The 12,634-nt window shown below is 60.4% G+C and carries 15 protein-coding genes; all 15 read right to left on the reverse strand.

Features of this window, described 5'->3' with window-relative positions; all coding sequences use genetic code 11:
• Nucleotides 1-33 precede the first annotated feature (33 nt).
• Nucleotides 34-1,323, reverse strand: a complete 1,290-nt coding sequence (hisS, locus tag PverR02_RS25730; protein WP_079444636.1) for a histidine--tRNA ligase — start codon at nucleotides 1,321-1,323, stop codon at nucleotides 34-36.
• 23 nt (nucleotides 1,324-1,346) lie between these two features.
• Nucleotides 1,347-2,456: a flavodoxin-dependent (E)-4-hydroxy-3-methylbut-2-enyl-diphosphate synthase gene (gene ispG / locus PverR02_RS25735; protein ID WP_017846175.1), complete on the reverse strand. Its 1,110-nt coding sequence runs from the start codon at nucleotides 2,454-2,456 to the stop codon at nucleotides 1,347-1,349.
• 2 nt (nucleotides 2,457-2,458) lie between these two features.
• A complete protein-coding gene (locus PverR02_RS25740) occupies nucleotides 2,459-3,484 on the reverse strand; it encodes a RodZ domain-containing protein (protein WP_079444637.1) in 1,026 nt (341 codons plus the stop codon).
• Nucleotides 3,484-4,242: a type IV pilus biogenesis/stability protein PilW gene (gene pilW / locus PverR02_RS25745; RefSeq protein WP_057004580.1), complete on the reverse strand. Its 759-nt coding sequence runs from the start codon at nucleotides 4,240-4,242 to the stop codon at nucleotides 3,484-3,486. Before pilW ends, PverR02_RS25740 begins: the two co-directional genes overlap by 1 nt.
• Before the next feature lie 12 nt (nucleotides 4,243-4,254).
• Complete coding sequence (gene rlmN / locus PverR02_RS25750; protein WP_017846178.1) at nucleotides 4,255-5,403, reverse strand: 23S rRNA (adenine(2503)-C(2))-methyltransferase RlmN; 1,149 nt, start codon at nucleotides 5,401-5,403, stop codon at nucleotides 4,255-4,257.
• 28 nt (nucleotides 5,404-5,431) lie between these two features.
• Nucleotides 5,432-5,857, reverse strand: a complete 426-nt coding sequence (gene ndk / locus PverR02_RS25755) for a nucleoside-diphosphate kinase (protein WP_017846179.1) — start codon at nucleotides 5,855-5,857, stop codon at nucleotides 5,432-5,434.
• Nucleotides 5,858-5,948: 91 nt separating this feature from the next.
• On the reverse strand, nucleotides 5,949-6,149 hold the full coding sequence (gene iscX / locus PverR02_RS25760; RefSeq protein ID WP_017846180.1) for a Fe-S cluster assembly protein IscX: 201 nt from the start codon (nucleotides 6,147-6,149) through the stop codon (nucleotides 5,949-5,951).
• A 14-nt stretch (nucleotides 6,150-6,163) separates the two neighbouring features.
• Entirely contained in the window at nucleotides 6,164-6,505 is a 342-nt protein-coding gene (gene fdx, locus PverR02_RS25765) for an ISC system 2Fe-2S type ferredoxin (protein ID WP_079444638.1), read from the reverse strand.
• Between the two features lie 3 nt (nucleotides 6,506-6,508).
• Nucleotides 6,509-8,371 (reverse strand): Fe-S protein assembly chaperone HscA, encoded by a 1,863-nt coding sequence (hscA, locus tag PverR02_RS25770; protein ID WP_046382175.1) that lies wholly within the window; start codon nucleotides 8,369-8,371, stop codon nucleotides 6,509-6,511.
• 51 nt (nucleotides 8,372-8,422) lie between these two features.
• Entirely contained in the window at nucleotides 8,423-8,944 is a 522-nt protein-coding gene (gene hscB, locus PverR02_RS25775; protein ID WP_079444639.1) for a co-chaperone HscB, read from the reverse strand.
• 8 nt (nucleotides 8,945-8,952) lie between these two features.
• Entirely contained in the window at nucleotides 8,953-9,276 is a 324-nt protein-coding gene (gene iscA, locus PverR02_RS25780; protein ID WP_010565230.1) for an iron-sulfur cluster assembly protein IscA, read from the reverse strand.
• A 29-nt stretch (nucleotides 9,277-9,305) separates the two neighbouring features.
• Nucleotides 9,306-9,692: a Fe-S cluster assembly scaffold IscU gene (gene iscU / locus PverR02_RS25785; protein ID WP_003443374.1), complete on the reverse strand. Its 387-nt coding sequence runs from the start codon at nucleotides 9,690-9,692 to the stop codon at nucleotides 9,306-9,308.
• Nucleotides 9,693-9,791: 99 nt separating this feature from the next.
• Nucleotides 9,792-11,006 carry an IscS subfamily cysteine desulfurase gene (locus tag PverR02_RS25790; RefSeq protein ID WP_046382173.1) on the reverse strand — a complete coding sequence of 405 codons (1,215 nt, stop codon included), beginning with the start codon at nucleotides 11,004-11,006 and terminating at the stop codon, nucleotides 9,792-9,794.
• 50 nt (nucleotides 11,007-11,056) lie between these two features.
• On the reverse strand, nucleotides 11,057-11,548 hold the full coding sequence (gene iscR, locus PverR02_RS25795) for a Fe-S cluster assembly transcriptional regulator IscR (protein WP_003194020.1): 492 nt from the start codon (nucleotides 11,546-11,548) through the stop codon (nucleotides 11,057-11,059).
• A 303-nt stretch (nucleotides 11,549-11,851) separates the two neighbouring features.
• Nucleotides 11,852-12,634 (reverse strand): serine O-acetyltransferase, encoded by a 783-nt coding sequence (gene cysE / locus PverR02_RS25800; protein WP_046382172.1) that lies wholly within the window; start codon nucleotides 12,632-12,634, stop codon nucleotides 11,852-11,854.

The following is a 12,634-nucleotide window of genomic DNA, read 5'->3' on the forward strand; positions in this document are numbered from 1 at the left end:
TCCTTAATCGCTAAATTCGGCTGTTCGACAGCTTCAACCCTGCACGACGCAGGTGGCCAAGTGCGCGGCGAGCGCATCAAAGGCAATGTTCTGTTGCTCGCCCTGGCCACGCAGGGGTTTGAAACCTATCACTTGCTGGGCCAATTCGTCATCGCCGAGGATCAGTGCGTACAGCGCACCGCTCTTGTCGGCCTTCTTGAACTGGCTCTTGAAGCTGCCGGCGCCGGCATTGATCTGCAGGCGCAGGTTCGGCAACTGGTCGCGCACTTTTTCGCTCAGGGCCAGGGCAGCCAGTTCGGCGGCCTCGCCAAAGGCGCACAGGTACACATCCACCTGACGGGAGATTTCTTCCGGAACCTGTTCCAGGGTTTCCAGCAGCAGGATCAGGCGCTCGATACCCATGGCAAAACCCACGCCGGGGGTCGGCTTGCCGCCCATCTGCTCGACCAGGCCATCATAACGGCCACCGGCACACACGGTGCCCTGGGCGCCGAGCTTGTCGGTGACCCACTCGAACACGGTCTTGCTGTAGTAATCGAGGCCGCGCACCAGTTTCGGGTTGATCACGTAAGGAATCCCGGCGGCTTCCAGGCGCGCCTTGAGCCCCTCGAAGTGGGTGCGGGATTCGTCGTCCAGGTAATCGGCCATCTTCGGCGCATTGACCAGCACGGCCTGCGTGTCGGCGTTCTTGGTATCGAGGACGCGCAACGGGTTGGTTTTCAGACGGCGCTGGCTGTCTTCGTCCAACTTGTCCAGGTGGGCAGACAGGTACTCGACCAGGGCGATGCGATAGCGGCCCCGGGACTCACTGGTGCCCAGGCTGTTGAGTTCAAGCTTGACCGCATCGCGGATGCCCAGCAGGCCCCACAGGCGCCAGGTCAGCACGATCAGTTCGGCGTCGATGTCCGGACCGTCGAGGTTGAACACTTCCAGGCCGATCTGGTGGAACTGGCGATAACGGCCTTTCTGCGGGCGCTCGTGGCGGAACATCGGCCCGATGTACCACAGCTTCTGCGGCTGGCCACCGCCGGTGAGGCCATGCTCGAGCACGGCGCGCACGCACGCGGCGGTGCCTTCCGGACGCAAGGTCAGGGAATCACCGTTGCGGTCTTCGAAGGTGTACATCTCTTTTTCAACGATGTCGGTCACTTCACCGATGGAGCGCTTGAACAGCTCGGTGAACTCGACGATCGGCATACGGATCTGTTTGTAACCGTAGTTATCCAGCAGACGCGCAACGGTGTTCTCGAAGTAGCGCCACAGCGGCGTCTGCTCCGGAAGGATGTCGTTCATGCCACGAATGGCTTGCAGAGACTTGCTCACATCTATTCCTTAAATTCGCTGGATCAGCCGCGCGCGATAACTGCAGCGTCAGCCTCGACCTTTTCGGCCGCTTTCTGGCGGATCAGTCTTTCGAGCTCATCCACCAGATTGTCATTCGTCAGTTTCTGCGACGGCTTGCCGTCGATGTAAATCAGGTTCGGCGTGCCGCCGGTCAAGCCGATATGGGCTTCCTTGGCTTCACCCGGCCCGTTGACCACACAACCGATCACCGCGACATCCAGCGGCACCAGCAGGTCTTCGAGGCGCCCTTCCAGTTCGTTCATGGTTTTCACCACGTCGAAGTTCTGCCGCGAGCAGCTCGGGCAGGCAATGAAGTTGATGCCACGGGAACGCAAATGCAGGGATTTGAGAATGTCGTAACCGACCTTCACTTCCTCTACCGGGTCTGCCGCCAGGGAGATGCGGATAGTATCGCCAATCCCTTCGGCGAGCAGCATACCGAGACCCACCGCAGATTTCACTGTGCCTGAGCGCAAACCGCCCGCTTCAGTGATACCCAGGTGCAGCGGCTGCACGATTTCCTTGGCCAGCAGGCGGTAGGCTTCTACCGCCATGAACACGTCGGAGGCCTTTACGCTGACCTTGAAGTCCTGGAAGTTCAGACGCTCAAGGTGTTCAACGTGGCGCAGCGCCGATTCAACCAGCGCGGCCGGGGTCGGCTCGCCGTATTTTTTTTGCAGGTCTTTTTCCAGGGAACCGGCGTTGACGCCGATGCGGATCGGAATCCCGCGATCACGGGCAGCATCCACCACCGCGCGTACACGGTCTTCGCGACCGATGTTGCCCGGGTTGATGCGCAGGCAATCGACGCCCAGTTCGGCCACGCGCAAAGCGATCCGGTAGTCGAAGTGGATGTCGGCAACCAGCGGCACCTTGACCAGTTGCTTGATGCGGCCGAAGGCTTCGGCGGCATCCATATCCGGTACGGAAACCCGCACGATGTCGACGCCGGCGGCTTCCAGACGGTTGATCTGGGCGACGGTGGCAGCGACATCGTTGGTGTCGCTGTTGGTCATGCTCTGTACCGCGATGGGGGCGTCGCCACCCACCGGCACCGAGCCGACCCAGATCTTGCGCGATACGCGACGTTTGATTGGAGATTCGCCGTGCATGACTATTGTCCCAACTTCAGGCGAGCAGTTTCGCCACTGGTGAACGGCGCTACGTCGACAGGCTGGCCGTTGTAGGCCACTTGCGCGCCACGGGCAAAGCCCAGACGCAGCGTCAAAGGAGGCTTGCCGCCCTGGTCGAGCGTATCTCCCTTACGCTTCAGACCGCTAAACAGCACTTTGCCGTTGCCATCGCTGAGTTGCGTCCAGCAGTCAGCAATGAAGGTAATTTGTACGTGCCCGTCACCGGCGATCAACGCGGGGGTGGTCGGCGGCGAAATCGCGGGGGCCGCCGGGGCGGCGGCAGGCGCTGGCGCCGGCACGGGAGCGACCGGGGCGGTGGCTTGCGCCACAGGCGCCGCCGGAGTGTGCGCCGGTGCAGCCGGTACGACCGGGGCGTGCGCCGGTACGGCTGGAGCCGGCACCGCAGCAGTGGTGGCCGCCGGGGCCGATTCCGCCGCGGGTTGCTCGGCCGTCACTGGCGCTTCGGGCGCAGCCTGGCCTTCGGCGACAGCCTGGTCTTCCGGCTCGTCCAACGGGTGAATCTGCGTGGTGCCGTCGGCGCTTTCGACTTCGACGTGCTCCATGGCGTTGCTGGTCAGGTCCTTGGTGCGCTGGGAGGCCTGGTCCTGCCACCAGACGAAACCGCCACCAATCACGGCGATCAGCAGCAACAGGCTGACGATGCGCAGGATCGTGTGGGACACCCGCACCGGCTCTTCGATGCGCCCCAGGCCATGGACGTTGCTGCCCTGGGAGTCGGTGCCGGTGACCTGGTCGAATTGCTGGACCAAGATGGCCTGGTCGATACCCAACAATTTGGCGTAGGCGCGAATATAGCCGCGGGCGAAGGTATGCCCTGGCAGCTTATCGAACGCGCCGGCTTCCAGGTTGCCCAGTGACGTGGTGGTCAAATTGAGCTTGAGGGCCACTTCCGCCAGCGACCAACCATTGCTTTCGCGGGCCTGACGCAAGGTGTCGCCTGGGTTTACGCGATTAGCTGCTACAACTTCCGGGTGCGCCGCTTTCATCATTGCTCCGACAGGTATTGCTGATATTCCGGCGTACCGGGATAGAGTCGTTCGAGTTGCTGGCCATAACGTGCGGCCGTGTCGCGTTCTTCATGAACCGTCGCCAGGCGCACACCGAGCAATAGACTACGTGCATTTTGCCCGCTGAGCAGGCTAAAACGTTCGTAATAGTCACGTGCCGGCACATAATGCCTGTCTTCGTAAGACAACTCAGCCATTTCGAGCAAAGCGCGAGGCTGGCGACTGTTCAGGTGCAGGGCTTTTTCCAGGTGTTGGCGCGCGATGTCACGCTGGCCGAGACGCTTGGAGGCCACCCCAAGGTTCTCGAACACGCGCGACCGCTCTGGGTAGAGGGTATCGGCGCTGGCTTGCTGGAAATAACGGGAAGCCTGGTCATAGCGTTTCTGCTCGAACAGGAAGCTGCCGTAGTTGTTCAGCAGCCGGGGATCGGCAGGACGGGAAGCCAGGGCCTTGCTGAAATACTGCTCGGCCAACTCAGGCTCGGCCTGGGCCTGGAACACCAGGGCGAGTGCGCCATTGGCCTCGGCATCGTCGCCGTCCAGTTCAAGGGCCTTTTTCAACGGCACCTTGGCCTGCTCGCTCATGCCCTGGCGCAGGTAACCCAAGCCCAGTTGCACATAAGCCACTCGCGCCTCTTCGCGGCCCTTGCCGGTTTGCAAAGGGCTGTCATAGCCCGATGAAACACAACCGGCCGCGAGACCGGTAACAAGCAAAAGCAGCGCAAGGCGCAAGGGCATAGAGATCCTCTCTCAGGTTCGAGTCGCGGCGCTTTGCGGCACATCGTCGGCGGCGCTCAGTTCGCGCACGGCGATATAACGTTCGCTGCGACGGGTGCGATCCAGCACCTGTCCTACCAATTGGCCACAGGCGGCATCGATGTCTTCACCACGGGTGGTACGCACGGTGACGTTGAAGCCGGCCTGGTGCAGTTGATCCTGGAAACGGCGGATGGCGTTGTTGCTCGGCCGCTCATAGCCAGAATGGGGAAACGGGTTGAACGGAATCAGGTTGATCTTGCACGGGATGTTCTTGAGCAACTCGATCATCTCGATCGCGTGTTCGACCTTGTCGTTGATGTCCTTGAGCAAGGTGTACTCGATGGTCAGCACGCGCTTTTCGCCCAGGGACGACATGTAGCGCTGGCAAGATTCAAGCAGCATCTTAAGCGGATACTTCTTGTTGATCGGCACCAATTGGTTACGCAATGCGTCGTTGGGTGCGTGCAGCGACAACGCCAGGGAGACGTCGATGTGCTTGGACAGCTCATCGATCATCGGCACCACGCCGGAGGTCGACAGGGTCACACGGCGCTTGGAGATGCCGTAACCCAGGTCGTCCATCATCAGGTGCATGGCCGCGATCACGTTGTCGAAGTTCAGCAGCGGCTCACCCATGCCCATCATCACCACGTTGGTGATGGCACGGTCGACGGTCGCCGGGACGCTGCCAAAGGATTTGTTGGCAATCCACACCTGGCCGATGACTTCGGCGGCGGTGAGGTTGCTATTGAAGCCTTGCTTGCCGGTGGAGCAGAAACTGCAGTCCAGGGCACAGCCTGCCTGGGACGAAACGCACAAGGTGCCACGTTTGCCCTGGGGAATGTAGACGGTCTCGACGCAGCTGCCGGACGCCACGCGCACCACCCACTTACGGGTGCCGTCGCTGGAGATGTCCTCGCTGACAACTTCGGGACCACGGACCTCGGCAATAGCCTTGAGCTTGTCGCGCAGGGCCTTGCTGACGTTCGTCATGGCGTCGAAATCATCGACGCCAAAGTGGTGAATCCATTTCATTACCTGACCGGCACGGAAACGCTTCTCCCCGATCGAGTCGAAGAATTTTTCCATTTCCTGTTGAGTCAGACCCAGCAGGTTGGTTTTTACAGTCGATGTAGTCATGGATTCACCTTCACTCTTAAGCCAATGCTTAGCGAGTGGTTACTTCAGTAGCTGCGAAGAAGTACGAGATTTCGCGGGCAGCAGCGGCTTCGGAGTCCGAACCGTGTACAGCGTTGGCGTCGATGGAATCAGCGAAATCAGCACGGATGGTGCCGGCAGCTGCTTCTTTAGGGTTGGTAGCGCCCATCAGCTCACGGTTCAGAGCGATAGCGTTTTCGCCTTCCAGAACCTGAACGACAACAGGACCGGAGATCATGAAGGCAACCAGGTCGCCGAAGAAGCCACGAGCGCTGTGCTCAGCGTAGAAGCCTTCAGCTTCAGCCTTGGACAGTTGCTTGAGTTTCGAGGCTACAACCTTCAGGCCGGCTTTTTCGAAACGAGTGGTGATCTCGCCGATGACGTTTTTTGCAACAGCGTCAGGCTTGATGATGGAGAAAGTACGTTGAACAGCCATGGTGTAACTCCAGAAACGGTAATTTGCGAAAAATTAAACCCGCGAATTATACGCGGGTTCTTGGGTATTGCCTAACTGCGTAAAGGAGGCGTCAGTCCTGTTCTTCTTTCCAGGCAGTCTGGATCGCTTCCAGGACCTTTTCACCGCCGCGGTCGCGCTCATCGTCAAACCCAGGCAAAGCCATGACCATGTCACGCAAAGCGACAAAGTTCAGCGAGTAGGGATCCATATCCGGATTGCCATCGGCCAACAGGATAGCGATCTCTTGCACATCAACCCATTTAAGACTCATGACACTTCCTTGAATCAATGCGGCGCTTCGGCCGCATGGTTGAGCGAATATTTCGGAATTTCGACGGTGACGTCTTCGGTCCCGACCTTGGCCTGACAGCTTAGGCGAGAAGTCGGCTCCAGGCCCCAGGCACGGTCAAGATAGTCTTCTTCCAACTCGTCAGCTTCTTCCAGAGAGTCGAAACCCTCGCGAATGATGCAGTGACAAGTGGTGCAAGCGCAGACACCGCCGCAGGCACTTTCGATCTCGATGTGGTTTTCATGGGCAACTTCGAGGATGGACTTGCCGGTCTCAGCCTCCACGACCATACCGTCCGGGCAATGCTCGGCGTGTGGCAGAAAAATGACCTGCGGCATCAATTATTCCTCAATTTCATTCAGGTTGCGGCCCGCCAGGGCGGCTTTTACCGTCTGGTTCATGCGGCGGGCAGCGAAGGCATCGGTCACTTGCGACAGGCGCTTGGTCTGCTGCTCGATGGCATAGCCATCGGAGCCTTTCATCAATTCAGCGAGTTCCTGCATCTGCAGGTCGATGACCATGCGCTCTTCGGCATCCAACAGGCGTTCGCCATCGACATCCAGGGCGCCCTGCACCGCTTCGAGCAGGCGCTGGGCATCGACTTGCTGCTCGCGCAGCACGCGGGCGACCTTGTCGTCACTGGCATACTGGAACGAATCCTTGAGCATCTTGGCGATTTCGCCGTCGGTCAGACCGTAGGACGGCTTAACCTGGATGCTGGCCTCAACGCCCGAGCCCAATTCACGCGCAGCCACGCTGAGCAGGCCATCGGCGTCGACCTGGAAGGTCACGCGAATCTTCGCCGCGCCCGCGACCATCGCCGGGATACCACGCAATTCAAAGCGCGCCAGGGAGCGGCAGTCGCTGATCAGCTCGCGCTCGCCCTGCAGCACATGAATCATCATGGCCGTCTGGCCGTCTTTGTAGGTGGTGAAGTCCTGGGCGCGGGCGACGGGGATGGTGGTGTTGCGCGGAATCACCTTCTCCATCAGGCCGCCCATGGTTTCCAGGCCCAGGGACAGCGGAATCACGTCGAGCAGCAACAGTTCGCCACCGTCGCGCTTGTTGCCCGCCAGGGTATCGGCCTGGATCGCGGCACCAATGGCCACCACTTGATCCGGGTCGATTTCTGTCAGCGGCTGACGACCGAACGCTTCGGCAACGGCTTCGCGCACGCGCGGCACGCGGGTCGAACCACCGACCATGACCACGGCAGCCACGTCTTCGAGCTCTACGCCGGAGTCACGCACGGCGCGGCGACAGGCTTTGAGGCTGCGGGCGACCATCGGCTCGATCAGCGCATCGAAGGCTTCGCGGGTCAGTTTGGCCGACCAATTGCCGTAGGAAACGTCAACAGAGGCCGCGTCAGTCAGGGCTTCTTTGGCGGCGCAGGCGGTTTGCAGCAGATGGCGCTGCTCGCCCGGGTCCAGGTCATCGGACAAACCGGCACTGCTGATGATCCAGCGCGCGATCGCATGGTCGAAGTCATCGCCGCCCAGGGCGGTATCGCCGCCGGTGGCCAACACCTCGAAGACCCCGCCGGTCAGGCGCAGGATCGAAATATCAAAGGTACCGCCGCCCAGGTCGTAAATGGCGACCAAGCCTTCGGCCTGCTGGTCGAGGCCATAGGCCACGGCGGCCGCGGTCGGCTCATTGAGCAGGCGCAGTACGTTCAGGCCGGCGAGTTTCGCCGCGTCCTTGGTCGCCTGGCGCTGGGCGTCGTCGAAATACGCCGGCACGGTGATCACCGCCCCCACCAGTTCGCCGCCCAGGGTGGTCTCTGCGCGCTGGCGCAGCACCTTGAGGATATCGGCCGACACTTCCACCGGGCTTTTCGGGCCCTGGACGGTGTCGATGAACGGCATGTGCGACTCGCCGCCGACAAAGCGGTACGGCAGTTGATCGCCCAATTGCTTGACGTCGGACAACCCACGACCCATCAAGCGCTTGACCGACAGCACGGTGTTCAACGGGTCGGTGGACGCCGCCAACTTGGCCGACTCACCGACTTCGGTGCGATCGGCGTGATAGCGCACCGCCGACGGCAGGATCACCTGGCCATCAGCATCGGGCAACGGCTCGGACAGGCCGCTGCGCAAGGCGGCGACCAGGGAATTGGTGGTGCCCAAGTCAATCCCGACCGCCAGGCGACGCTGGTGCGGTTGAGGACTTTGGCCGGGTTCGGCGATCTGCAGTAGGGCCATGGTAATCAGGTCTTATCTGTCTTTCAGGCGTGCAACAGGGGCAGCGCTGGGTTAATCGTCGAGGCGCTCTTCTAACTGGCGCACTTCGTAGGAGAGCTTGTCGAGGAACTGCATGCGCCGCATCAGGCGTTCGGCCTGCTCACGTTGCGCTGCATTGTCCCAACAGGCTGCGAAGCTTTCGTTGAGCTCATCCTGGGCCACTTTCAGACGCCGCTTGAAGACCGCGACACCCGCCAGATCGGCTTCGTCCTGCAAGTCTTCGAGTTCCTCGCGCCACTGCATCTGCTGCATCAGAAAGTCCGGATCATGCACCGTGACTTCCAGCGGCAACTCACCACCGTTCATCGCGAGCAGGTAACGCGCGCGCTTGGGGGGGCTTTTGAGGGTCTGATAGGCTTCGTTGAGGCTGGCCGACTGCTCCAGCGCCAGGCGCTGTTCACGCTCGGAAGCGTCGGCAAAGCGGTCCGGATGCACGCCACGCGCCAATTCACGGTAGCGCGTGGCAAGCTGCTCGAGGTCCAGCCGAAAGCTCGGTTGCAACTCGAATAAAGCGAAATGACAAGGAGTGCCCACAAGTAGCCTCAGATGTTGAAGCTTTCGCCGCAGCCACATTCACCGCGCACGTTGGGGTTGTTGAACTTGAAGCCTTCGTTCAACCCTTCCTTGACGAAATCGAGTTCGGTGCCGTCCAGGTAGGTCAGGCTTTTCGGGTCGATGATCACTTTCTCGCCGTGACTTTCGAACACCTGATCTTCCGCCACTACCTCGTCGACGAACTCCAGCACATAGGCAAGGCCGGAACAGCCCGTGGTGCGAACACCCAGACGAATCCCCTCACCTTTACCGCGCCCATCCAGGGAGCGTCGCACGTGCCGCGCAGCCGCTTCTGTCATGCTGATAGCCATCGTTGACTCCTTACTCGTCGCCAAATGCTTTAGATCAAGCCTTTCTTCTGCTTGTAGTCGCGAACGGCCGCCTTGATGGCGTCTTCTGCGAGTACGGAGCAGTGAATCTTCACTGGCGGCAAGGCCAGTTCTTCGGCCAGCTGAGTGTTCTTGATGGTCTCTGCTTCATCCAGAGTCTTGCCTTTCATCCACTCGGTCGCCAGGGAGCTGGAGGCGATGGCCGAACCGCAGCCGTAAGTCTTGAACTTGGCGTCTTCGATGATGCCTTGTTCGTTGACCTTGATCTGCAGGCGCATCACATCGCCGCACGCCGGAGCGCCGACCATGCCGGTGCCGACATCAGGGTCTTCCGCGTCCATCTTGCCGACGTTGCGCGGGTTTTCGTAGTGGTCGATGACCTTTTCGCTGTAAGCCATGGTACTGAATCCTCACTCATCAGGGCCGCTCTGGAACCCTGTAAAAACGTCTGCGTTTTCCGCCACGTTCCTACAGAGCTGGGGTGGCGGCTTCTATAGTTAGTGTGCCGCCCACTCGATCTTGGAAATGTCGATGCCGTCTTTGTACATGTCCCACAGCGGCGACAAGGTGCGCAGCTTGGTGACGGCCTCGCAGACTTTCTGCGCGGCGTAGTCGACTTCTTCTTCGGTGGTGAAACGGCCAAACGTAAAGCGGATCGAGCTGTGCGCCAGTTCGTCGTTGCGGCCCAGGGCGCGCAGCACGTAGGACGGCTCAAGGGAGGCCGAGGTGCAGGCCGAACCGGACGAAACCGCCAGGTCCTTGAGCGCCATGATCAGCGACTCGCCTTCGACGTAGTTGAAGCTCAAATTCAGGTTGTGCGGTACACGGGCAGTCATGCTGCCGTTGATGTACAGCTCTTCAAGGTTTTCGACCTGCTTGTAGAAGCGATCGCTCAGGCCCTTGATACGCACGTTTTCGGCAGCCATTTCTTCCTTGGCGATACGGAACGCTTCGCCCATGCCGACGATCTGGTGAGTCGCCAGGGTGCCCGAACGCATGCCGCGCTCGTGACCGCCGCCGTGCATGGTGGCTTCGATGCGAACGCGAGGCTTGCGGCTCACGTACAGGGCGCCGATGCCTTTGGGGCCGTAGGTTTTGTGCGCCGAGAACGACATCAGGTCGACTTTCAGCTTCGACAGGTCGATGTCGACCTTGCCGGTGGACTGAGCCGCGTCGACGTGCAGCAACACACCTTTGGAGCGGGTCAGCTCGCCGATGGCCGCGATGTCGTTGATGGTGCCGATTTCGTTGTTCACGTGGATCACGGAAACCAGGATGGTGTCTTCACGCATGGCCGCTTCGATCATCGCCGGCGTCACGATACCGTCGGTGGTCGGTTCGATGTAGGTGACTTCGAACCCTTCACGCTCCAGTTGGCGCATGGTGTCGAGGACCGCCTTGTGCTCGATCTTGGTGGTGATCAGGTGCTTGCCTTTGGTCGCGTAGAAATGCGCGGCGCCCTTGATTGCCAGGTTGTCGGATTCGGTGGCACCGGAGGTCCAGACGATTTCGCGTGGATCTGCACCCACCAGGTCGGCGACTTGGCGACGAGCGTTTTCAACCGCTTCTTCGGCTTTCCAGCCGAATACGTGGGAACGCGACGCCGGGTTGCCGAAGTTTCCGTCAACCAGCAGGCATTCGCTCATCTTTTGCGCGACACGCGGATCAACCGGGGTGGTCGCTGAGTAATCAAGGTAAATCGGCAATTTCATGGACTTTCTCCTAAATCAGGCTGGCTGGCGTGCCGTTAGCTCTTCGGCTGTCACTCGACGGCGGACGCTTCAATCTTGTCCAGACGCGGCGCCTTGGTGTTGCAACGGCGCTGGTCCTGACGCTGGGCTACTTCTTGCACCTCACGGCGAGTCACAAGATCAGCCAAGCTGATACCACTCAAAAACTCATGGATCTGCAGGCTCAAGTCACACCACAAGTGGTGGGTCAGGCAGGTGTCGCCGGCATGGCAATCACCCAAACCCTGGCATTTGGTGGCATCGACGGATTCGTTGACCGCGTCGATCACCTGGGCCACCTGGATGCCCTGCATGTCGCGGGACAGTTGATAGCCACCACCCGGCCCACGCACACTGGAGACCAGATTGCTGCGGCGCAATTTGGCGAACAGCTGCTCGAGGTAGGACAGGGAAATGCCTTGGCGCTCGGAGATATCGGCCAGGGACACCGGCCCAGTTTGCGCGTGCAAAGCCAAGTCAAGCATGGCGGTCACCGCGTATCGGCCTTTTGTAGTCAGTCTCATGGACAAGTACCAAGGTGTTTCAGAATGGGAGCAAGTATGCTATTCCCGAGTATTTAAGTCAACTATAAGACCTAGTACTTTAGTCAGGATTACCCGTAAAAAGGGCGCGCAAATAATAGCAGGATGGGGTGGGGACGAACAGAAGGAACAGCGGTCAAGCAGGAATTCCAAGACCAATGGAGAACAACCTGTGGGAGGGGGCTTGCTCCCGATGGCGAAGGACCAGTCAATGTATAGGTGACTGCCCCACCGCTATCGGGAGCAAGCCCCTTCCCACAGGGGACTTTTGGTGATCGCGAGGCTTCAGCCAGCCTTGGTGGCGGCTTCGTCTTTGATCTCGGCGAAGTCCTCTTCGCGCAGCTCAGGCAGGTCTTTCGCACAATAGTTACTGCCCAGTTCCTTCAGCGCGCCGCACATGCCGTCCAGCTTGCCATCTACCGCCTGCAGGTGGTCGAGCAACTGGCCGATGGCACGGGCCACCGGGTCGGGCATGTCTTCGCTGACGCCGTAGGCATCGAAGCCGATCTTCTCAGCCATGGCCTTGCGCTTGGCTTCCTGCTCATCGCCGACTTCCGGCTTGACGATGATGCGCCCCGGAATGCCGACCACGGTTGCGCCCGGCGGCACCGCCTTGGTCACCACCGCATTGGAGCCGACCTTGGCCCCTGCCCCCACGGTGAACGGACCCAACACCTTGGCGCCCGCCCCGACCACTACACCGTTTTCCAGGGTCGGGTGACGCTTGCCCTTGTTCCAGCTGGTGCCGCCCAGGGTTACGCCCTGGTACAGGGTCACGTCGTCACCGATTTCGGCGGTCTCGCCAATCACGATGCCCATGCCATGGTCGATAAAGAAGCGGCGGCCGACCTTGGCGCCCGGGTGAATCTCGATGCCGGTCAACCAGCGCCCAAAGTTGGACACCACCCGCGCCAGCCATTTCCAGCCCATGCCCCACAAGGCACCGGACAGGCGATGAATCCAGATCGCATGCATGCCCGGGTAGCAGGTCAGTACTTCAAAGGCGTTGCGCGCCGCCGGGTCACGGTGGAAAACACTCTGGATATCTTCTCGCAAACGCTCGAACAT

It is taken from the genome of Pseudomonas veronii, from assembly GCF_002028325.1.
Lineage (GTDB): Bacteria > Pseudomonadota > Gammaproteobacteria > Pseudomonadales > Pseudomonadaceae > Aquipseudomonas > Aquipseudomonas veronii.